The 21,278-nt window shown below is 35.9% G+C and carries 19 protein-coding genes and 1 riboswitch; of the genes, 13 read left to right on the top strand and 6 right to left on the bottom strand.

The window, feature by feature from the left end:
- Positions 1 to 32 precede the first annotated feature (32 nt).
- Positions 33 to 593, top strand: a complete 561-nt coding sequence (locus LY60_RS04025; protein ID WP_019227167.1) for an acetate uptake transporter — start codon at positions 33 to 35, stop codon at positions 591 to 593.
- A 53-nt stretch (positions 594 to 646) separates the two neighbouring features.
- On the opposite strand, the gene LY60_RS04020 is transcribed toward LY60_RS04025, so the two are convergent.
- Positions 647 to 1,228, bottom strand: a complete 582-nt coding sequence (locus tag LY60_RS04020; protein WP_145080337.1) for a CAP domain-containing protein — start codon at positions 1,226 to 1,228, stop codon at positions 647 to 649.
- A 223-nt stretch (positions 1,229 to 1,451) separates the two neighbouring features.
- Positions 1,452 to 1,527, top strand: a riboswitch (cyclic di-GMP riboswitch).
- 44 nt (positions 1,528 to 1,571) lie between these two features.
- Here LY60_RS04020 and LY60_RS04015 point away from each other — a divergent pair.
- The 4 genes from LY60_RS04015 (at position 1,572) to LY60_RS04005 (ending at position 4,305) form a co-directional block, all read left to right on the top strand.
- The gene (locus LY60_RS04015) at positions 1,572 to 1,769 is read left to right on the top strand and encodes a MerR family transcriptional regulator (protein WP_145080334.1); all 198 of its coding nucleotides are present in this window, start codon (positions 1,572 to 1,574) and stop codon (positions 1,767 to 1,769) included.
- Between the two features lie 10 nt (positions 1,770 to 1,779).
- Positions 1,780 to 3,249, top strand: a complete 1,470-nt coding sequence (locus LY60_RS04010; protein WP_145080332.1) for a phosphodiester glycosidase family protein — start codon at positions 1,780 to 1,782, stop codon at positions 3,247 to 3,249.
- A 322-nt stretch (positions 3,250 to 3,571) separates the two neighbouring features.
- Positions 3,572 to 3,727, top strand: coding sequence for a hypothetical protein (locus LY60_RS17960; RefSeq protein WP_019227163.1), 156 nt, complete (start codon positions 3,572 to 3,574; stop codon positions 3,725 to 3,727).
- 95 nt (positions 3,728 to 3,822) lie between these two features.
- Entirely contained in the window at positions 3,823 to 4,305 is a 483-nt protein-coding gene (locus LY60_RS04005) for a universal stress protein (protein WP_145080329.1), read from the top strand.
- Between the two features lie 88 nt (positions 4,306 to 4,393).
- Here the strand turns inward: LY60_RS04005 and LY60_RS17955 are convergent, their stop codons facing one another.
- On the bottom strand, positions 4,394 to 4,564 hold the full coding sequence (locus tag LY60_RS17955) for a hypothetical protein (RefSeq protein WP_019227161.1): 171 nt from the start codon (positions 4,562 to 4,564) through the stop codon (positions 4,394 to 4,396).
- 130 nt (positions 4,565 to 4,694) lie between these two features.
- Here LY60_RS17955 and LY60_RS04000 point away from each other — a divergent pair, with 130 nt between their 5' ends.
- The 3 genes from LY60_RS04000 to LY60_RS03990 all read left to right on the top strand — a co-directional run bounded on the left by LY60_RS04000 (position 4,695) and on the right by LY60_RS03990 (position 8,743).
- Positions 4,695 to 5,381, top strand: coding sequence for a M48 family metallopeptidase (locus tag LY60_RS04000; RefSeq protein ID WP_145080325.1), 687 nt, complete (start codon positions 4,695 to 4,697; stop codon positions 5,379 to 5,381).
- Positions 5,382 to 5,557: 176 nt separating this feature from the next.
- A complete protein-coding gene (locus LY60_RS03995) occupies positions 5,558 to 6,913 on the top strand; it encodes a uracil-xanthine permease family protein (protein WP_145080323.1) in 1,356 nt (451 codons plus the stop codon).
- A gap of 354 nt (positions 6,914 to 7,267) precedes the next feature.
- Complete coding sequence (locus tag LY60_RS03990; RefSeq protein WP_145080320.1) at positions 7,268 to 8,743, top strand: sodium-dependent transporter; 1,476 nt, start codon at positions 7,268 to 7,270, stop codon at positions 8,741 to 8,743.
- 73 nt (positions 8,744 to 8,816) lie between these two features.
- Here LY60_RS03990 and LY60_RS03985 read toward each other — a convergent pair whose 3' ends face one another.
- Positions 8,817 to 9,197, bottom strand: coding sequence for a DUF2512 family protein (locus tag LY60_RS03985; protein ID WP_145080318.1), 381 nt, complete (start codon positions 9,195 to 9,197; stop codon positions 8,817 to 8,819).
- Positions 9,198 to 9,363: 166 nt separating this feature from the next.
- Here LY60_RS03985 and LY60_RS03980 point away from each other — a divergent pair, with 166 nt between their 5' ends.
- A complete protein-coding gene (locus LY60_RS03980) occupies positions 9,364 to 9,531 on the top strand; it encodes a CDIF630_02480 family spore surface protein (protein ID WP_145080315.1) in 168 nt (55 codons plus the stop codon).
- Positions 9,532 to 9,577: 46 nt separating this feature from the next.
- Here the strand turns inward: LY60_RS03980 and nifJ are convergent, their stop codons facing one another.
- The 3 genes from nifJ to LY60_RS03965 all read right to left on the bottom strand — a co-directional run bounded on the left by nifJ (position 9,578) and on the right by LY60_RS03965 (position 17,056).
- Positions 9,578 to 13,102, bottom strand: a complete 3,525-nt coding sequence (gene nifJ / locus LY60_RS03975) for a pyruvate:ferredoxin (flavodoxin) oxidoreductase (protein WP_145080313.1) — start codon at positions 13,100 to 13,102, stop codon at positions 9,578 to 9,580.
- Positions 13,103 to 13,528: 426 nt separating this feature from the next.
- Positions 13,529 to 16,129 carry an ATP-dependent chaperone ClpB gene (gene clpB, locus LY60_RS03970; RefSeq protein ID WP_145080310.1) on the bottom strand — a complete coding sequence of 867 codons (2,601 nt, stop codon included), beginning with the start codon at positions 16,127 to 16,129 and terminating at the stop codon, positions 13,529 to 13,531.
- 78 nt (positions 16,130 to 16,207) lie between these two features.
- Positions 16,208 to 17,056 carry a YitT family protein gene (locus LY60_RS03965; RefSeq protein WP_145080307.1) on the bottom strand — a complete coding sequence of 283 codons (849 nt, stop codon included), beginning with the start codon at positions 17,054 to 17,056 and terminating at the stop codon, positions 16,208 to 16,210.
- Between the two features lie 361 nt (positions 17,057 to 17,417).
- Here LY60_RS03965 and LY60_RS03960 point away from each other — a divergent pair, with 361 nt between their 5' ends.
- From LY60_RS03960 to LY60_RS03945, 4 genes are read left to right on the top strand one after another with little or no spacing between them, the layout of a single operon-like run.
- On the top strand, positions 17,418 to 17,735 hold the full coding sequence (locus LY60_RS03960; RefSeq protein ID WP_145080304.1) for a hypothetical protein: 318 nt from the start codon (positions 17,418 to 17,420) through the stop codon (positions 17,733 to 17,735).
- A gap of 1 nt (position 17,736) precedes the next feature.
- Positions 17,737 to 18,768 (top strand): V-type ATPase subunit, encoded by a 1,032-nt coding sequence (locus LY60_RS03955; protein WP_145080302.1) that lies wholly within the window; start codon positions 17,737 to 17,739, stop codon positions 18,766 to 18,768.
- A 28-nt stretch (positions 18,769 to 18,796) separates the two neighbouring features.
- Positions 18,797 to 20,782, top strand: a complete 1,986-nt coding sequence (locus tag LY60_RS03950) for a V-type ATP synthase subunit I (protein WP_145080299.1) — start codon at positions 18,797 to 18,799, stop codon at positions 20,780 to 20,782.
- A gap of 50 nt (positions 20,783 to 20,832) precedes the next feature.
- On the top strand, positions 20,833 to 21,276 hold the full coding sequence (locus tag LY60_RS03945) for an ATP synthase subunit C (RefSeq protein WP_145080296.1): 444 nt from the start codon (positions 20,833 to 20,835) through the stop codon (positions 21,274 to 21,276).
- Positions 21,277 to 21,278: the final 2 nt, after the last annotated feature.

The following is a 21,278-nucleotide window of genomic DNA, read 5'->3' as shown; positions in this document are numbered from 1 at the left end:
AAAATAATTAATGAAAATTTATTGGAGGAAACATGAACAAAGAGAATCAAATGGCAATTGCCAACCCGTCTCCATTAGGCCTTTTAGGATTTGGATTGACAACTGTGCTTCTCAATCTTCACAATGCAGATATTATTCCGCTTTCAGTAGTAATAGTAGCAATGGGATTTGCATTGGGCGGAGCAGCTCAAATCATTGCAGGAATAATGGAGTTTTTGAAGAACAATACCTTTGGAGCCACAGCATTTACAGCTTACGGATTTTTCTGGTGGTCGCTTATATTTATTTGGATCAACCCTTTTGAAGGAATAAAAGCAGCCGATGAAAAAAGTATGGGATTTTACTTGCTGCTTTGGGGTATATTTACAGCATTTATGTTTATTGGAACTTTGAAACACAACCGTGCCACACAAATTGTATTCTTATCACTTGCAATACTGTTTTTAATGTTATCAATAGGAGATTTTACAGGAATCCACAGCATTAAAATTGCTGCAGGATGGGTTGGAATTTTCTGCGGATCATCAGCAATATATACTTCATTGGCTCAGGTTGTAAACAACGAATTTAAAAAGCAAATAATGCCTTTATAATATAATAAAAAAAACTGCGCTGTTGGCGCAGTTTTTTTTATATCTGTTAGCAATTATTTGTCATCTCCGGTAAACATTTGAGTCCAAAACGTTTTTCCGCTTGCGTCTGTCCAGTATCCCACACCTATATAAATAAATTCAGGTGAAAGTATATTTGCTCTGTGTGAAGGTGAACCCATCCACTGAGAAACAACTTCTTCAGGAGTGTCTTGTCCTGAGGCTATATTTTCACCCCATGCAGAATAAGTTACGCCATATTTTAACAACATATCTCCGGCCATCCCGTAAGTGGGAGACTGGTGTGCAAAATAATTGTTGTCTGCCATATCCTTCGATTTTAATCTTGCCACGTCGGATATTTTTGTATTGAAACTGAGTGCAGACAAACCGTTTTTTTGTCTTTCAACATTAACAAGCTCTGCTACTCTTTTTTCATAAGAAGAAGAACTTGAAGGAACAACTGAAGGATCTGCTGATGGATTAGCTGACGGTTCAGTGGTGTTGAAATTGTAGAAATTGTCTAGGTTGAAATTATTCGGGTTAAAATCGTTCCAGTTAAAGTTTGAAAATGCAAGTGCCTGCACTGGTGTCAATGCAAGAACTAAAGTTAAAGCAAATGCCGATACTTTTTTCATACATATTCTCCTCACTTAATATTAAGCTGGCAAAACAAATAATTACTACATGAAACTATTAAAAGTTTCATAGTTATTATTGCAATTAAAGACATAAATATAATGAGCAGTTGTTTGATAATTTGACTAATAGTGACAATTGTAATCATTATAATTTTAGAAAATTTACCTTAATTTACAAATTGTATTGACAACGTTCGCCAAGAAGACTATAATTATGACAAATTCATATTGGCAAAACAGGCGAAAGTCTGTGACGCAAAGCTAAAGGGCCTTTAAAATGGCAGCCAGCTGCAGTTTGCATTGCTATTGAATGGCAATGCTATTTTTTTTGAGGTGAAAAATGGACTTCATAACAATAAAGGATGCGGCATTTTTGTGGGGAGTTTCTCCAAGAAGAGTTCAATTATTATGTGCAAATAAAAGAATTGACGGAGCAGTAAAATTCGGAAGAGACTGGGCAATACCAAAAAATGCTGAAAAGCCTGCTGACGGGAGAATTAAGTCAGGTAACTATAAAAATTGGAGAAATAAAGAATAAGGAGATGAATATGAAATTTTTAAAATGTGTATTATGTTTAACATTAGCTTCTGTACTATTATGCAACAATCCAACTTATGCTGCAACAAGCTCGTACCAAAACACTAACATAAATGGAATAAACATTAATTATATTAACATACAAATGAATTCAAACATAAAGACGGTAGTGTTAAATGCAGGCAACCAGATGAATAGTTCTGATTCTCTTGAAAACATGGCAAAAAGCTCAGGAGCTTTTGCTGCAATAAACGGAACTTATTTTGAAGCTTACAATGGTACTCCTGTTCCATGGGGAACAATAATCAAAAATGGAAAAATAATTCACATTAGCAATGGCGGATCTGTTGCTGGAATTACTTCAGGAGGCAAATTAATCATAGACAGGCTTTCTTTTGATTTTGAAGTATACATAAACGGCAAATTCAGGTCAATACCGTGGAGAATAAATCATCCAAGCACTGAAGCAGATGCAATAACAATTTTTACTCCTGAATATGGTTCCACAGTCAAGCTTCAACCAGGAGCCAAGGCAGCCATAGTAAAAAACGGAAATGTTACTGAAATCTCCTCTACAGATTTTATAGTTCCAAGTGGCGGATTTGCTGTAGTATATAATCAATCAGTTGTTTATTTGCTTGATGAGCGTTTTAAGACAGGGGATGAAGTTTATTACAAGGCGATCATAAAAACAACATTTACAAATGCTGAAGACTGGAATGATGTTGTAAGTGCACTTGGTGCAGGTCCAAGCTTGATTATCAACGGAAACATTACTGCCGATGGCCCTGCAGAAGGATTTTTTGAAGCGAAAATCAACACAAACAGTGCAGCCAGGTCATTTATAGGAACAAAGTCCGACGGTACAATAACAATTGGAAACATGGGATCGGCTACAGTGAAGAGTGCAGCAGAAACTTTGAAGCAAATGGGATTTGTAAATGCCATGTGCCTTGATGGAGGTGGTTCAGTAGCTCTTTACTATCCTGCATCAAATGTTTCAACTTCCGGAAGAAAAATAAACAACGGACTTGCGTTTGTTGAGGAAAAAATTACAGGTATCACTGCAGTGCCAACATCTTCAAAGGTATTACTTGATGGAAATGATGTAAGTATTGAAGCTTATAACATTGATAACAACAATTATTTCAAGCTTAGGGACATTGCAAAGATTCTTGATGGAAGCGAGAAAAGCTTTAATGTTGAGTGGGACAACAGCAAAAATGCAATAAATATAGTGAAAAATAAAAAATACAGTGCAGTTGGTATGGAGCTTGCTTCATCTAATGAAAAAAGAAATAAGAGCGCTGTAAAATCAAGCTCTGAAGTTTATTTGAACGGGGAAAAAATCACTCTTACTGCTTACAATATTGACGGTAACAACTACTTTAAACTTCGCGACATTGCGGGAACATTGGATTTTGAAGTTATGTGGGACGCTGTTCAAAATGCGGTAATTATAGATACAACAATTGAATAGTAAATTGCCTGCACATTATGCAGGCAATTTTTTATATACTAGGAAAGTTCTCTTTCCTAGTATATAAAAAACGGGGATTGCAAAGGGCGGGACGCCCTTGCCGTCAAGGGGGGTGCTCAGCAAAAAATACGTTAGTATTTTTTGCGCCGAAGGGGGACATAGGTCCCCATAGCGGAGTTGCGGAGCAACTTTTTTATATGTAATAAAATTGGTAATGAGAAAATTTTATTATTTCAAGGTTTAAATTTCCAATGATGGGTAAAAATAAAATAGTACATTATTTCAAATATATTCATTAAATATCTCGGAAGGAGGAATTGAAATGGACAGCAATATGGAAGCTTACTGCACAGTATGCGGAAAGTTCACTTATTTTATTTATGATGGAGAAGACTGGGTGTGTCAGACATGTGACAGTGTAAATACAAATGCCATGAAAGGCGAAACAGACATGATGTTTGATCAATATAAAGACTGATTGGTATAATTACAGGAAAATAAGGTACATTTAAGTTTTAAAATTTTAATCCCGGGTATATATTAGTCAACATAAGAAATGAAGGAGTGTTGCTAATGAAAATACTAGTTCCAGTTGACGGTTCTACAGCATCCATAAACGCAGTTAAAAAATCTATTGAAGTGGCAAAAAAATTCAATGGGACAATAAAGCTTCTATCTGTTGTTCACATTGACAGTTTGCAAAACTACTTGAGATATAAAAAGCAATGGAGCCAGGTAGATGGTTCGGCAATATCAGAATTAGATCCCGAACAAAAAAAAATAGAAGACAAAATGAAGGAAAATTCTTGCAAGATATTGAATGCAATTGTTGAAAAGCTGGATTTTTCAAATATCCATACAGAAGAAGAAGTATTGATTGGCGAACCATATGAAGTAATACTTGAAGCAGCAAAAAATGAAAACTTCGATTTGATTGTAATGGGAAACAGGGGGTTTTCAAAAATAAAAAGGTTTTTTGTTGGTTCAGTTACACAAAGGGTAATTTCAGATTCTCCTTGCCCTGTGCTTGTAATTCATAGCAAATCAGATATTTAAGTTATACCTGATTTCTAATACTATATATTCTTTATCCCCTCGTAAAAAGGAACACAATGTGTTCCTTTTTATTTTGAATTGATAGCTTTCAGTCTTTTATGTTTTTTATTTCAGGTCTTCTTTTTTCATTTCCGCCCTCATGTACACCAATAATTTGTCCGTTAATTATGCCTACGTCAGCATTGTCCTTCGGCTCCATTTTTCGCAGTTCTGAATTACTTTTATCTCTGTCTCGCATTCTGTTTTTATTGTTTTTCATGATATGTTCCTTTCATAATTGTAGTCAGTTATAGTATTGATATTTAAGCAATGAATATTCGCTTTAAATAATTCATTGATGTGAAAAGAATTTAAGCTTATAATATATGTAAATATAAGAGGGGATATTTATGAATAAAATAACTTTAGAAAACATTGAAATAGAAATTGTCAAAAAAAATATAAAAAATTTAAATCTTTCAGTCAATCCTCCCTATGGAGATGTAAGGCTTTCAGTTCCAAACAAAATGAACGATGAGGCAGTTAAATGCTTTGCTATATCAAAGCTTGATTGGATAAAAAAGCAAAGGGAAAAATTCAAGGTTCAGGAAAAATGCAACATTGAATATAAATCAGGCGAACTTCACTGTCTTTTTGGCAAAAAATATGAGCTCAAAGTAGTTGAAAACAATGGGAGACAATTTGCAGAACTCAATGGTGAGCATATAGTTTTATATGTTAGAAAAGATTCATCGCTTGAAAAAAAAGAAAAAATAATTCAGGAGTTCTACAGGGAAAAACTGAAAAGTGTTGTGCCTGAATACATTGAAAAATGGGAAAATATAATAGGAGTCAACATAGAAAGCTGGGCAGTAAAAATCATGAAAACAAGGTGGGGAACATGCAATACAAGAAACAGAAAAATCTGGATAAATCTTGAGTTGGCCAAGAAAAGCAAAGACTGTCTTGAATATATTATTGTTCATGAACTGACACATTTGCTTGAGCGTTACCACAACAAAATATTTTACAATTACATGGACGAATTCCTGCCTCATTGGAAAAACTTAAAGATGGAGCTTAACGGAATGTCTTGAAAATGTTATAATTTATCATGAAATGAGAATGCTTATATTTAAAAAATTAATCTTTAACTCGGTACCGTGATACCATGAAGATGAATAGGCTTTATATAAGTGTATATAATAATCCTGACGTGAAAGGTCAGGATTTTTTATGCCTAAAACCGCATTAATAAATTTATGGAGGTAATATGTCAACTAAAAATAAAGTTTATGGATATTTGCCAGACGAGCGTCCCCCAATTATAGGACTTATATTTTTCGCATTACAGCAAATTGTGGTTATGTTTCCGGCAACAGTACTGGTTGCACTCATTACAGGCTTCCATGTTTCAACAACAATTTTTGCCAGCGGTCTTGCAACATTAGGATTTATACTTGTAACAGGAAGACAAATTCCTCTTTATTACGGCTCAAGCTTTTCTTATATTTCTGCAATAGCTTCAATTATGAGCGCTGAAGCATTTGCCGCATATTCTTTAAATGATAAAATCTCAATTGCACAATTCGGTATTATAATGTCAGGTTTTGTTTCCATAATAGCAGGATTTATAATCCAGCGTTCAGGAAAAGACAAAATTGACAGAGTTCTTCCACCATCAGTAACAGGAAGTATTGCAATTATAATAGGACTATCATTGGCTGCCAATGCAATGACAAATGCAGCATCTTATCCTGCATCTGTTGCAAAAAGCCAGGCAGTTCTGGCGGGAAGCTTGGCATGGGCGATTGCCATTGTGACTTTAATATCAACAATTCTTTATTCAGTGTACTTAAAAGGAAGTTTAAGCCAGCTTCCCATATTGTTCGGTCTTTTAACCGGATATGCTGCTGCAGCCATAATAGGACTGTCAACAGGGATTCATTTCATAATATTTGACACAGTTCAGTCATCAGGAATATTAAATCTCCCGATTTTCACGTTCCCTAAACCTTCAATAACAGCAGTTGTTGCCATAATGCCTATAGCAATTGCAACCATTCCTGAATCAACAGCACACGTGTACCAGCTTGATATTTATGTTAATGATCTTGCAAGGAAAAAGGGAATAACAAAAAAATATGATATAGATAACAAGCTGGGATTAAACCTTATGGGTGACGGTTTAGGAGACATTATATCAGGATTGGTCGGAGGACCTGCCGGAACAAATTACGGCGAAAACATAAGCGCCATGGCAATTTCAAAAAATTTTTCTGTATATGTTCTTATGCTTGCAGCTGTTTTTACAATGATAATTTCATGTATCACGCCGCTTATTAACATAATCTATTCAATACCTACAGCTGTAATCGGAGGATTGTCAATTTATCTCTTCGGAGTAATAGCTGCACAGGGTATTGCAATAATGATGGACAGAAAAGTTGATATGTTTAATTCAAAAAATCTAGCTGTAATAGCGGTTATACTGATTGTTGGTCTTGGCGGAAGCTTCGGTTTTGAAGGCGGTATGATTCCAATGTTTGGAATTCAGATTCCAGCCATTGCAACAGCTGCTGTCGTTGGCATAGCACTTAATCTCATGTTGTCCATAGGAAATATATGAAAAACAAACTAAAAACCTGCAAAGTTCTGCAGGTTTTTTTGTATGTCAGTTAAAGCCGAATTTTATTTTATGTTTTATCATAATTTTATTTTTATCGAAATAAATATATAAAACACCAATGCTTTGAGTTTAAATTCTACTAGACAAACTGCATTTTTTATACTATAATGTTAGCATGATTACGTTTTCCGTACATTATTTGTTATATGTATGGTAAATTTTAAAAATACTAAAAATTTTCTGCTGGAGGTGAACATCAGCTTCAATTTTTTAATTTATTTTCAAAGCATTAGAGCAACAGCGTAATGGGAAGAAATCATTTATAATATTTTAAAAAGGAAGGGATGAGTAATAATGAATAAAGAAAATAACAGAGGTCAATGGGCTAGTAACATAGGTTTCTTGATGGCTGCTGTAGGTTCCGCAGTCGGACTTGGAAACATTTGGGGATTCCCTTACAAAATGGGAGCTAGCGGAGGTTTTGCTTTCCTTATAGTTTACTTAGTATTGGTTATATTTGTAGGTTTTGCTACCATGTTGGGCGAGTTGGCGTTAGGAAGAAAAACAGGTCTTGGAGTTATAGGTACTTATAAAGTTTTAAGCCAAAAATTTGCTTGGGTAGGTTGGTTGGGATTCCTTTCTGGTTTCTTCATTCTATCTTTTTATAGCGTTCTTGGTGGATACACACTTAGATATGCACTTGGATTTTTAATGGAGCTATTCAGTGAAGATGCCGGCTTTGGAGGATTGGGAAGCGGAGCATTCTTCGGAAGCTTTATTATTAATGGCGGACAGAACATTTTATTCCATGGAATATTTATGGCTTTGACAGTACTCATCGTTATGGGCGGAATTTCCAGCGGTATTGAAAAGTTTACAAAAGTAGCTATGCCGGCACTGCTGGTAATGCTTGTAATAGTTATTATAAGAAGTGTCACACTTGAAGGTGCTTCTACAGGTTTGGCTTTCATGTTTGCTCCTAACTTTTCTGCTTTCCAGGAATTAGGATTTATGAAAGTTTTGAAGACAGCAGCAGGACAAATGTTCTTCTCACTGTCACTTGGTATGGGTTGTATGATTACTTATGGATCATACCTAAGCAAGAATGAAGATCTGGAGAAAAATGCCATGATTATCCCTATTGCAGATACTATTTTTGCTTTGATGGCAGGTTGTGCTGTAATGCCAGCTGTTGGAGCTTTCATGTATCAGGGAGTTGAAGGCATTTCTTTCGGAGCAGGCCCTGGACTATTGTTTGTAACTCTTCATCAGGTGTTCAGCGTTGGTATGGGAGGCTTCATAGGCAATCTGTTTGGTTTCATGTTCTATTTCCTAGTATTCATTGCAGCGGTAACTTCATCTATTTCACTGCTTGAAGTTTGTACAGCATACTTCATTGACAGAAAAGTTCAAAAAGGTGAAGAACCTAATCGTAAAAAACTTTCAACTATTGTTGGATTCTTGATATTCATCATAGGAATTCCTGTATGTCTTGATGGACTTGGATCAGGAGTTGCTGGTGGTGCTACTATTGATATTCCTGCTGTTGTGTTCGGTATGGATGAAGTCCGTATGGCATTTGACTGCTGGCTTGATTTCTACGATATGATTTCTGAAGGCGTATTCATGCCTCTTGGCGCAATCCTCATGTCTATAATGATTGGTTGGGTTCTCAAGACTGGTGTTATCAAAGAAGAAATTGAAAGCAGCGGAATAAAGATGAGAGCTTACGCTTTCTGGGATATCTGCTTTAAATATTTAGTTCCTATAGGAATTTTATTCGTATTGATAGGACAGATTGATGACTTCTTCGGAATGGGAATTTTCTAATTAACAATAATCAATGAAAAGAGCGGACTTTCCGCTCTTTTTTTCATCTCTCATGTTAATTAAATATTTACAATTATTCCATTGGTGGTTCTCTGTGAAAATTGTTGGGAGCAACTTTTTCATCTTTTATTAAGTATATGTGGAATAAATATTCTGCAACAGCTATTATGGCTGCAAATATTATCAGCCCTGTTGCGCTTGCATTGAAGTTATATGAAAATATGTCAACCACATATGCCACAGCTGCACCTAAAACTCCATCGCCAACAGATGCTATAATATTTCCTGTTGAGGGTAATATCACAAGATCTCCTAGAAGATAATTGAGCACTGTTCCTATGACTGCTACAAGGGAAATCATTGTTATGGAGTTTAAATCTACAAGAGTAAAAGCTACCCATGATGCAATAAAAGTTGTTATCAATTTAAATAATAATGCCATTACTGTTCTCATTTTTTTCTCCTTATTTTAATGTATTGCTACATTTATTTTTAGTAATATTTAATTAATTATTCATCCTTTCAAAAGAATTACAAATCACATATAAATAGTCAATTAATATGGAATAATAGTTTTGTTTTATTAAATAATAATAAAAATAAATTTATAAGGAGCAAGTATGGCTAAAAATAAATCTAAAGAAAAAAATATGGCAAAACCTATTGAAAACCATGATACTGCAGCATGGGCAAACCAATCAAATCTAAAAGCAGTGTCTAAAGTAAATATTCCTGATGAAATTCAGGTTAGAAACGCCAAAGAATATGTGGATTCAAATCAAAAGTAATTTAAATAGAAAAAGAAAGCCCTTTAAAACGGGCTTTCTTTTTTTACTAAAACACTTCGTGTTCTGCGAGCTGTTTATATCTTCTATATCTGTCAGCTGCATGTTCGCTTGAAATATCAAACATTTTTTCAGCTATTTCCGGGAATACATTCATAAGCTGTGAGTAACGAATTTCGCCATGAATGAATTCCTTGTAATCAGATGTTGGTTCTTTTGAATCAAGGATAAACGGATTTTTGCCTTGTTCCTTAAGTTCAGGATTAAATCTGTACATATGCCAGTATCCTGAATCAACAGCTTTTTTCTCTTCCATCATGCTTGTTCCCATGCCTGTTTTAATTCCATGATTGATGCAAGGGGAGTAAGCAATTATTAAAGATGGTCCTTTGTAGCTTTCAGCTTCCTTTATTGCCTTAATGGTTTGATTCATGTCGGCTCCCATGGCAACCTGGGCTACATAAATATACCCGTATGTCATGGCAATGAGACCTAAATCCTTTTTCCTGATTTTCTTGCCTGAAGCTGCAAATTTTGCAACTGCTGCTGCCGGAGTAGCTTTTGAGCATTGTCCTCCTGTGTTTGAATAAACTTCAGTATCCATTACAAGCATGTTTATGTCTTCACCAGATGCAAGTGCATGGTCCAATCCGCCGTATCCTATGTCATAAGCCCAGCCATCGCCTCCAACGGACCAAACTGATTTTTTAATCAACTGATCTTTTCTGTTTATTATTTCCTGAACAATAGGATTGTCGCTGTGATTGTTCTCATTTAATGCATCAAAAATCATCTGTGTTGCCTTCTTGGAACCTTCACCGTCATTAAAGTTATCCATCCAATTTTTAAATGCATTTTTAAGATTTTCGTCGATTGGTGACTGCATGGCTTTTTCAACAAGAGCCGCTAATTTTTCTCTAAGCTGCTTAACACCAACCTGCAATCCAAGACCAAACTCTGCAGCATCTTCAAACAGAGGATTTATCCATGCAGGTCCACGTCCTTCTTCATTTGTGGAATAAGCAGTGGCAGGTGCAGATGCTCCCCATATGGAAGAACATCCAGTTGCATTGGATATCATCATTCTGTCTCCGAAAAGCTGAGTGATAAGCTTTACATATGGTGTCTCACCGCATCCCGGACAAGCCCCTGAAAATTCCATCAAAGGTCTCATGAACTGGCTTCCCTTGACAGTGTATTTATCCATTACATTTTCCTTATATTTAACTGTAGTAGCAAATTCCCAGTTTTCAGATTCCATTTCCATTTCATGTTCAGCGGGCTTCATAATTAAAGCTTTGCCTTTAGCAGGGCAAATGTCAGCGCAGTTCGCACATCCTGTGCAGTCCATTGGAGAAACTTGAATTCTCCAGTGGTAATTTTCAAGACCTTTGCCAATTGTTTTGGCTGTCTTGAATGTATCAGGCTTTCTTTTTTCTTCTTCATCATCTAGTAAAAATGGTCTTATGGTTGCATGAGGGCACACATAGGAACATCTTCCGCACTGAATGCATTTATCAATCTGCCATTCAGGTATCATTGGAGCAATTCCGCGCTTTTCATAAGAAGTTGTTCCAGATGGGAATGTACCATCTTCCATTCCTGCAAAAGCGCTGACAGGAAGTTCATCACCTTCGTCTCTTGCCATAGGCCTTTGAATATTTTTTACAAAATCAGGCTCATCTTTAACAGGGAGATCTTCTTCCTTTGAGTCTGCCCATGAAGCAGGCACATTTACTTTAACTAAAGCATCAATGGATTTATCCACTGCTTTTTGATTCATCTCAACTATGTCAGAACCTTTTCTGCCGTACATGTCTTCAATGTTCTTTTTCAAGTATTCAAGAGCCTGGTCAACGGGAATTACATTGGCAAGCTTGAAAAATACAGACTGCATAACCATGTTGATTCTGTTTCCAAGTCCAATTTTTGAAGCTATGGCAAGGGCATCTATTATATAGAAGTTGATGTTATTTTTTGCTATGAAACTTTTTATGGATGCAGGAAGCTTTTCGTCAAGTTCATTTTCGCTCCATGGGCAGTTAAGAGCAAATGTTCCGCCTTTTTTCAGTCCTTTAAGTATATCATAGTGATATAAAAATGATTTGTTGTGGCAGGCAATATAATCCGCGTCAAAAACAAGATAAGGGGAGCGGATTGGATTTTTGCCGAACCTTAAGTGTGAAGTAGTTGTTCCGCCTGATTTTTTGCTGTCGTATGAGAAATATCCCTGTACATACAAATCAGTGTTGTCACCTATTATTTTTATGGCAGTCTTGTTTGCACCTACTGTTCCGTCTGAACCAAGCCCCCAGATTCTGCAGCTAATTGTTCCTTCAGGAGAAGTGTCTACAATGTCAGTTTCAGGCAGGGAAGTGAATGTTACGTCATCAACGATTCCAATTGTAAAGTTGTCCTTTGGCTCACTTTTCTTCAAGTTTTCAAATACTGCAATGATTTGGCTCGGCCTTGTGTCTTTTGAAGACAATCCATATCTTCCGCCAACTATTAGTGGAGGATTTTCATAATTTTGGAATGATTTGACTACATCAAGGTACAATGGTTCTCCTGTGGAACCGGGTTCCTTTGTTCTGTCAAGCACTGCAATTTTTTTAGCTGTTGTTGGTATTGCCTCAAGAAGATGTTTTTCAGAAAAAGGTCTGTAAAGATGAACCTGTACAACACCAACCTTATCATTTTTGGCCCTTAAGTAATCAATAGTTTCTTTTATGGTATCAGTTACCGAACCCATAGCAACAATCACATATTCGGCATTTTTATCACCGTAATAATCAAAAAGCTTATATTTTCTGCCTGTCAATTCACCTAATTTATCCATGTATGTCTGAACAATTTCAGGCGTTTTATCAAAAAACTGATTCTGACCTTCTCTTTGCTGAAAATAAATATCAGGATTCTGAGCTGTTCCTCTTGTTACAGGATGTTCGGGATTGAGAGCTCTGTTTCTGAATTCTTCAATAGCTTTGTAGTCAACCAGCTTACTAATGTCCTCATAATCTATTTTTTCTACTTTTTGAATTTCATGAGAAGTTCTGAAACCATCAAAAAAATGAATGAAGGGCAGTCTTGACTTTATAGCAGATAAATGTGAAACTACTCCCAGATCCATGGCCTCCTGGACGCTTGCTGAAGATAACAAGGCAGCCCCTGTCTGACGGCATGCCATGACATCCTGGTGGTCGCCATAAATAGAAAGAGCATGAGTTGCTACTGCTCTTGCAGAAACATGAAGAACTCCCGGAAGAAGTTCACCGGCCATTTTGTAAAGGTTAGGAATCATCAAAAGAAGTCCCTGGGAAGCAGTGTAGGTGGAAGAGAGACTTCCTGCCTGAAGGGCTCCTCTCATGGTTCCAACAGCACCGGCTTCAGACTGCATTTCAATTACTTTTACTTCCTGATCAAAAATATTTTTCATTCCATGTGATGACCATTCATCAACTCCTTCAGCCATTGGCGTTGAAGGAGTAATAGGAAAGATTGAAGCCACTTCAGTCAAAGCATATGAAGCGTAAGCAGCGGCTTTATTTCCATCCATTGATTCATATTTTTTCATAAAATTCTCCTTATTACAAATTTTCAATTATAAAGTATCTTTTCCTGTAACAAAACAAATATTCTGAAAATCAATTAAGAATGAAGAATTAAGAGTTAAGAATTAATGGAAAGGATTTGTGCAGAGCACAAATCCTGATCTTTTTTAAAATAAAAAAGTTGCTCCGCAACTCCGCTAGGGGGACATATGTCCCCCTTCGGCGCAAAAAATACTAACGTATTTTTTGCTGAGCACCCCCCTTGACGGCAAGGGCGTCCCGCCCTTTACAATCCCCGTTTTTTATATACTAGGAAATAGAACTTTCCTAGTATATAAAAAAATGGATTTGCGTATTTCGCAAATCCATACCTTTAATTTTTCATTCTTAACTCTTAATTCTTAATTTGATTTTCCTTCATTCTTCATTCTTAATTTGATTATTAGCTCTTAATTCTTAATTGTAAGTTTATTTCCGTCGTAATCAACCGTCATTTTTGTTCCGGGCTGAATGTCATGCTGTATTATCATCCTTGCAATCAATGTTTCAACATTTCGCTGAATATATCTCTTCAGTGGTCTAGCTCCATATACGGGATCATAGCCTTGGTCAACAATATATGTTTTTGCCCTGTCTGTAAGAGAAACAGTGAGCTGCTTGTCTTTTAACCTTCTTTGAAGGTCTTTGAACATCAAATCAATTATTGTGAATATTTCATTTTTTGACAGAGGCTTGTAAAACACAATTTCATCAAGTCTGTTCAAAAATTCCGGCCTGAACTGACGTCTCAACAGGCTGTTTACTTCATCCTTTGCAGAATCTGTTATTTCACCCTGAGAGCTTATTCCTTCCAATATATAATTGGAGCCAAGGTTTGAAGTAAGTATTATTATTGTATTTTTAAAATCCACAGTCCTTCCCTGAGAATCAGTAATTCTTCCGTCATCCAGAACCTGCAGCAATATGTTGAATACTTCAGGATGGGCTTTTTCAACTTCATCAAACAACACTACAGAATATGGCTTTCTTCTTACAGCTTCTGTAAGCTGTCCTCCTTCTTCATATCCCACGTATCCCGGAGGAGCTCCTATTAGCCTTGAAACTGAAAATTTTTCCATGTACTCACTCATATCAATTCTTATTATGTTGTGCTCATCATCAAACAAAGATTCAGCCAAAGCCTTAGCAAGTTCTGTCTTGCCTACACCTGTTGGCCCTAAGAACAAAAATGATCCTATTGGTCTGTCAGGGTCCTGAATTCCTGCCCTTGAGCGAAGTATTGCTTCAGTAACTTTTTCTACGGCTTCGTTTTGCCCAACAACCCTCTGATGGAGAATATCTTCAAGTCTCAGTAATTTTTCCCGTTCTCCTTCCATGAGCTTAGAAACGGGTATTCCTGTCCATCGTCCCACAATTCGGGCGATTTCTTCTTCTGTTACTTTGTCTCTTAAAAGAGTTGTATCACTCTTGGACTTTTCAGCTATTTGTTCCTCTTCTTCAAGGGATTTCAGAAGGGTGGGGAGTTTACCGTACTTTAACTCTGCAGCTTTGTTAAGGTCATAATTTCTTTCGGCTTTTTCAATTTCTGAATTTACCCTTTCAATTTCTTCACGGAGACCTTGAACTTTCGAAATGGCATTTTTCTCATTTTCCCATTTAGCTTTCATTTCCTTGAACTGAGATCTCATGTCTGCCAATTCCTTTTGAATTTCCTTAAGATGTTCGTCTGACAGCTTGTTGTGTTCTTTTTTAAGAGCAGCTTCTTCTATTTCATGCTGCATTATTTTTCTTGATATTTCGTCCAGCTCTGAAGGCATTGAATCCATTTCAGTCCTGATCATGGCGCATGCTTCATCTATTAGGTCTATAGCTTTGTCAGGAAGGAAGCGGTCTGTAATGTACCTGCTAGAAAGAACTGCAGCAGCAATCAATGATTGATCCTGGATTTTAACTCCGTGAAAAACTTCGTACCTTTCCTTTAGACCCCTTAAGATGGAAATTGTATCTTCAATTGTTGGTTCATCAACCAAGACAGGCTGGAACCTTCTTTCAAGAGCAGCATCTTTTTCTATGTACTGCCTGTATTCATTAAGCGTAGTAGCACCAATGCAGTGAAGTTCGCCTCTTGCAAGCATAGGCTTCAGCATGTTGCCGGCATCCATGGCACCTTCAGTCTTGCCTGCACCAACTATTGTATGAAGCTCATCAATGAATAAAATAATTCGGCCTTCACTTTTTTTGACTTCCTCAAGAACAGCCTTAAGCCTTTCTTCAAATTCACCTCTGAATTTTGCTCCGGCTACTAATGAACTCATGTCCAGGGAGAAAATTTTTCTTTCTTTCAGGTTGTCTGGAACATCCCCACGCACTATACGAATAGCAAGTCCTTCTGCAATGGCGGTTTTTCCTACACCTGGCTCACCAATGAGCACTGGGTTGTTTTTTGTTTTTCTGGATAAAATCCTGACAACATTTCGTATTTCTGAATCACGTCCGATCACAGGATCAAGCTTGTTGTTTTTTGCCAGTTCAACAAGATCAGAACCATATTTTGCAAGTACGTCATATGTTGATTCTGGGGAGTCGCTTGTTACACGGGTGTTGCCTCTCACGGAGGACAGGGAAGAGAGAAATTTGTCCTTTGTAAGACTGAACTCCTCATAAACTTTTTTTAAACTTTGTTTTGGATAATCAAGCATTGCAATAATAATATGTTCTACAGATACATACTCATCCTTCATTCTTTCAGCTTGATTTTCCGCTTCAGCCAATATTTTGTCCACGTCGGGAGCAATGTAAACTTTTCCGCTCTCACGGCCGGGGCCGGTAACTTTCGGCATAGCCTCTATAATTCGATTTACGCTTTTTTTAAAGACATCCTTATCTATGTTCATTTTAGTAAGAAGCTGTCCGATAAGGCCGTCTTCCTGACTTGCGAGAGCGTATAAAAGATGCTCTTGTTCAATCTGCATGTTTGAATTTTCTATTGCTTCTTTGTGAGCATCCTGGATAGCCTCCAATGACTTTTGAGTAAATTTTTGCGCATTCATTAAAATACCTCCTTATGCTTCTTTTGGTTTTATTTTAGATCTTAATTATTAAATGAAGATTAAATTTACTAATAAATGTTAAAATTTTGAAAATCCAAAACCGTAAACTTCCTGTACTGTCCTTACTATTACAAATACACCAGGGTCTATATGCTTCAGCTGATTTTTAAGAATAAAATATTCTTTTCTGTCAAGTATGGTCACTATGATTTCCTTTTCGTCACTGGTGTAGCCTCCTTCTGCTTTGTAGACAGTAACGCCTCTGTCAAGCTTATCAAAAATGTACTGTTTGATTTCTTCGTGTTTTTCTGAAATTATTACTACTTCGTTCTTAATGGAGAATCCGTCTATAAAGTAATTGACAACAAGTCCGTTTATGAACCATCCGAAAGCTCCAACAGTTCCTGTTTTAATACCATATGTAAAAAATGCAGATATAACAACCACAATATCAGCTGCCATCAGCCCTGTTCCCATGTTCATGTTGAAAAATTTACTGAATATTTTTGCAACTATGTCCGTACCACCGGTAGAAGCATTTTGATTGAACACAATGGAAAGTCCCATTGCTGAAATCACTATGCCGCATAAAAGGTTTAACAAAATTTCGTCAGTGACAGGCTTTGTTGCAGGATGAACACTTTCCATGATGTACATGAAAAATGAAAGGAAAAAAACTGAAAAAATTGTTTTTCCGCCGAATTCCTTTCCGAGAAAAATAAAACCTACTATTAATAATATAATGTTAAGTATAAAATTTATTAAAGAAATAGGAATTGAAATGTAGTTGCTGAGCACAATTGACAAACCTGAAACTCCTCCGGTTGCCAGATTTTCCGGCACCATGAAATAATATACGCCAAATGCCACAATTAGCGTTCCTAGGGCTATTAAAAAATATTCTTTTAAGATTTCTTTGTTTATCATATATGCCTCCTGTGTAAATATATCCATATTCTAATTCAATATTATTCAATTATCAAGAATATTCTATATAGTTTGTAAAATATTACTACTGATAAATTTTTCTTATCTGTCATAAAAAGGTATTTAATTCATTGCTTTTAAATTTATAAGTTTTTATTTTATTGTTATACATTTCACAATGAAAGAAAACGGAAGATATTTGATTTAAACGTAAGCTTTTTCTAGCATCTTAAAGCAATAAAATATTATTAACTAAAATATTCCTTAAATGTCCATAATCGTGAATGTTTTATATTTGCTGAACATATTAAAGGGTGATATAATGTCAAATGCTGTATAAAATTAAACAAGGAGTGATTTTTTGAACGAAATAATTAATCAAATTATCGAGATAGACTCTTTGGCTTTTGAGAACAAAACCAAGAACGAAAATTTTTTGCTCAAAAAAAAGCAGGAGTATGAAAGCACTCTTTCAAGTTATAAAAACGACAAACTTGAAGAGGCTAAGAAAAGAGCACAACAGTTGGCCGATGAAGCTGATGCATACGTAGCTGAAACAGATAAGGCTGAAAAGGAAAGAATCATTAAAATATCTGCTGATATAGACAAAAACTATAAGAAAGCAGAAAAATCTTTGGTAGAAGAAATATTTAACAAGTTATTTGTACTGGAGGGATAGTATGAACCCTAACATGGCATACTATGCTATTCAAACCAAAATTATTTCAAAAAAAGGCCGTATACTAAGAGGTCTTGATTGGGAAAAATTATTGGATTGCAAGTCGGTAGAGCAATTAAAATCGCTTTTGTTAGAAAACATGGAATTCAGCAAACTGCTTAATGAAGTTAAGAATGAAGAACTGAGCAGAGACAAGATGGAAGTCTTGTTAGGAAAGTTTAAAACTCTTGAAACTGAAGATTTGCTTCATTATTTTTCCGGTAGCTACAAGGATTTCATTGAATCTTTGCTGCTGGAAGGTGAACTGCAGGATTTAAGCTTGATTTTACGAAAAATCGCCAGGGAAGAAAGTTTAGAAGGAGTTGAAGCACGTTTTATTCATTCCGGTAAACATGAAACCCTGCCTTTTGACAAACTCATGTCTTCAAAAAATGTAGCTCAATTTACTGAAAATCTCAAAGGCACACCTTATTATTCGGGACTGAAAAACTTAACAAAAGATGATGCCATCAATCGTGAATTTCACATTGAAATGAAACTTTATGTGGAATTATATAAAAATTTAATGGAAGGTGCAAAGAAACTCGACAAAGAGGACACAGATGCAGCTCTTGGTATTATAGGGCTTAAAATTGATCTTCTCAATGTACAGTGGATTTACAGGGCATTAAATTATTATAAAATTTCACCGGAAGAAATTTTAAACTACAGTCTGGTGGGGGGAACCTCAATAGACTACAAGAAATTGAAGAAGTTGTGCTACAGCAAGTCATTGGATGAATTCTTCTTATTGGTAAAATCATATTTGAAACTGGACATATTTGACGATATTGGTGTTTCAGGAATTGATTTATCGGTAAATGCATATTTGTATGAATATCTGAAAAAGAAAAAATTTCATAATATCGGTGCAGCTGTTTCATATATCTATCTGATTGGTATCATTGTTGATGATTTTACTACAATTGTTGAAGGTATACAGTACAATGTACCAAAAGAAAAGCTTAAAAGTTATCTTGCTTTTAAGATGTAAGGATGAAAGGAAGGGAGGAACTTAAAGGATGTCCATAGAAAAAATGGTTCTTTTAAAGGTTGTGGGTTCAACTGAAGATATGAATCCAATCATTAAAGAACTTATATTAAACGAAAATGTGCATTTAAACTTAAACGTTGAAAACAGCAATGCATATGCAAACTACTATGTAATACACCAATATGAATCAGATATTCTAGGCTCCACAAGCCTGGGGCTGGAAAATTCCTGGGATGATGAAGTTAAGCACCTTGACGGCATGGGTATTGTTGAAAACCTTGCAAAAGGAATGGGTGTTAAATTAACCGTTGATAAAAACATTTTATCTGAAAATTACAAAATTAAAGATGTTTACAACGAATTGATGAACATTGAATCTTCACTTGGTGTAAAAGTTAAAGAAATAAATGACAAGAGAGAAATCATAAAAGAACTTCAGGCCTTCAGATTAAGAGTTGACAGTATAGGTGATAAAACTCTCGAACTGAATAAGTTATCTGACTTGAACTGCTTTGAGTATGAGATTGGAATGCTTTCAAAAGAAAATAAGTGGCGTTTGAAAAAAAATTATGAAAATCTCAGTGCCATAGTAATGAGAATAGGTATTATCAATGCTTCAGATGAGGATATGTACATGATTATGTATCCGAAACAATTCAAGGGAGAAACAGATAACCTATTAAAATCATTGAACTGGAACAGGCTTGAAAGACCTGAAGGGATTACAGGCACACCATTGGAAATGATAGGCCAGATTGATGAGCGCTTAAACAAGCTTAACAATGAAATAGATAGTCTTACTGCAGCCATTGAAGCTGAAAAGAAGACAAACTCAAACTCAATCAACAGACTTTACAACATTCTTAACCTTGAAGAAAGAATCAATGAGGTAACAGAAAAGGCTGAAATAGGAAACAACATATTTGCAGTTGACGTATGGGTTCAGGAAAGCGAACTTGAAAATGTTAAAAAAGATATTTCCAAGGTTTCCAAGAAATACATGCTCACTCAGAAGACAGCAGAAGAACTTGGAACTCAGGTTGTTCCGCCTACAAAGTTAAAAAACAACATTTTTGCAAAACCTTTTGAAACAATAGTAAAAATGTACAGTCTTCCTGCATACAACGAGCTGGATCCAACTCCGTTTCTTGCAGTCACTTTCTGCCTGGCCTTTGGTATAATGTTTGGTGATATAGGACAAGGACTTGTATATTTTCTTCTTGGCCTGGCATTAAAAAAGAAAATCGGTGATTTTGCAGGTATAGTCATGAGACTTGGCGCTACTTCAATTGTATTTGGTTTTGTTTATGGAAGTTTCTTCGGACTTGAAAAGCACGAATTGCCGTGGCTGCCAAGCTTGATACAAGGAGGACCGTTGAGTCCGGATAACATTCCTATGATACTTGTTGCCGGAATTGTATATGGCCTCTTTGCACTGACAGTTTCTTATATATACGGCATAGTCAACTCCATGATAAATAAAAATATCGAAGAAGGTATTTTCGGCAAAAATGGAATTTTCGGTTACATGTTCTTCATGAGCTTTGTACTGACAATTATAGCTTTGACAGGAATAATAAATGTTCCAGTAAGTGCACCTTTGATTGTCCTTTTAATAAGCATTGTTGCTATTGTCATGAAAGAACCTTTAGCAAACTTGGTTATGGGGCATAAACCTTTGTTCCATGAAAGTCCGGGAGCATATTTCACTGAAAGCATATTTGAAGCAATAGAAACTATTCTTGCAGCACTTTCAAACACTGTTTCTTTCGTACGTGTTGGGGCATTTGCTTTAAACCACGCAGGTTTATTCATGGCATTCCTCGTAATGTCTGAAATGGTTGAGAATATATTTGCTAAAATACTGATTTTGGTAATAGGAAACATATTGATCTTAACACTTGAAGGTGTAATAGTATTCATTCAGGGTCTTCGTCTTCAATATTATGAAATGTTCAGCAAGTATTTCAAAGGTGAAGGCGTCGAATTCAAACCACTGAAGTTAACAAGATAAAAAATAAAACAAAAACTTATAATGATAATAAAAGAAGGGAAGTAAAAATTATGCAAATTTTATTTTTAGTAGCTGCAGCAGCAGTATCAATCGGAACAATTATATATGGAAAAAGAGCAATGAAAAACGGTAAGACAGGAAGCATCAAAAAAGCAATTTTCACTACAGTATCAGCATTTGCTTTGATCATGATCGGAGCTATAGTATCAACAATGTTCGGAGGCAACGTATTTGCAGAAACAGCAGAAGCTACAACTGAAGCAGCAGCAGGCGCAGGCGGAATCGGTGAAGGTCTTAAGTATTTGTCAGCTGCTCTTTCAACAGGTATTGCAACAATAGCAACAGGTCTTGCAGTTGGATCAGTTGGTTCTTCAGCAATCGGAGCAATTTCAGAAGATTCATCACTTCTTGGTAAAACATTGATATTCGTTGGTATGGCTGAAGGTATCGCAATTTACGGTTTGATTATATCTATATTGATTCTGTTTGTATAATA

This window comes from Sedimentibacter saalensis, assembly GCF_007830175.1.
Taxonomy (GTDB): Bacteria; Bacillota; Clostridia; order Tissierellales; family Sedimentibacteraceae; genus Sedimentibacter; species Sedimentibacter saalensis.
The sequence above is the reverse complement of the archived record's forward strand: the minus strand, read 5'-3'. Positions and strand labels throughout refer to the sequence as shown.

Bases quoted from the DNA above. Each gene is read 5' to 3' on its own strand.
- LY60_RS04025 (WP_019227167.1), top strand. From the start codon at position 33: ATGAACAAAGAGAATCAAATGGCAATTGCCAACCCGTCTCCATTAGGC.
- LY60_RS04020 (WP_145080337.1), bottom strand. From the start codon at position 1,228: ATGAAAAAAGTATCGGCATTTGCTTTAACTTTAGTTCTTGCATTGACA.
- LY60_RS04015 (WP_145080334.1), top strand. From the start codon at position 1,572: ATGGACTTCATAACAATAAAGGATGCGGCATTTTTGTGGGGAGTTTCT.
- LY60_RS04010 (WP_145080332.1), top strand. From the start codon at position 1,780: ATGAAATTTTTAAAATGTGTATTATGTTTAACATTAGCTTCTGTACTA.
- LY60_RS17960 (WP_019227163.1), top strand. From the start codon at position 3,572: ATGGACAGCAATATGGAAGCTTACTGCACAGTATGCGGAAAGTTCACT.
- LY60_RS04005 (WP_145080329.1), top strand. From the start codon at position 3,823: ATGAAAATACTAGTTCCAGTTGACGGTTCTACAGCATCCATAAACGCA.
- LY60_RS17955 (WP_019227161.1), bottom strand. From the start codon at position 4,564: ATGAAAAACAATAAAAACAGAATGCGAGACAGAGATAAAAGTAATTCA.
- LY60_RS04000 (WP_145080325.1), top strand. From the start codon at position 4,695: ATGAATAAAATAACTTTAGAAAACATTGAAATAGAAATTGTCAAAAAA.
- LY60_RS03995 (WP_145080323.1), top strand. From the start codon at position 5,558: ATGTCAACTAAAAATAAAGTTTATGGATATTTGCCAGACGAGCGTCCC.
- LY60_RS03990 (WP_145080320.1), top strand. From the start codon at position 7,268: ATGAATAAAGAAAATAACAGAGGTCAATGGGCTAGTAACATAGGTTTC.
- LY60_RS03985 (WP_145080318.1), bottom strand. From the start codon at position 9,197: ATGAGAACAGTAATGGCATTATTATTTAAATTGATAACAACTTTTATT.
- LY60_RS03980 (WP_145080315.1), top strand. From the start codon at position 9,364: ATGGCTAAAAATAAATCTAAAGAAAAAAATATGGCAAAACCTATTGAA.
- nifJ (WP_145080313.1), bottom strand. From the start codon at position 13,102: ATGAAAAAATATGAATCAATGGATGGAAATAAAGCCGCTGCTTACGCT.
- clpB (WP_145080310.1), bottom strand. From the start codon at position 16,129: ATGAATGCGCAAAAATTTACTCAAAAGTCATTGGAGGCTATCCAGGAT.
- LY60_RS03965 (WP_145080307.1), bottom strand. From the start codon at position 17,056: ATGATAAACAAAGAAATCTTAAAAGAATATTTTTTAATAGCCCTAGGA.
- LY60_RS03955 (WP_145080302.1), top strand. From the start codon at position 17,737: ATGAACCCTAACATGGCATACTATGCTATTCAAACCAAAATTATTTCA.
- LY60_RS03950 (WP_145080299.1), top strand. From the start codon at position 18,797: ATGTCCATAGAAAAAATGGTTCTTTTAAAGGTTGTGGGTTCAACTGAA.
- LY60_RS03945 (WP_145080296.1), top strand. From the start codon at position 20,833: ATGCAAATTTTATTTTTAGTAGCTGCAGCAGCAGTATCAATCGGAACA.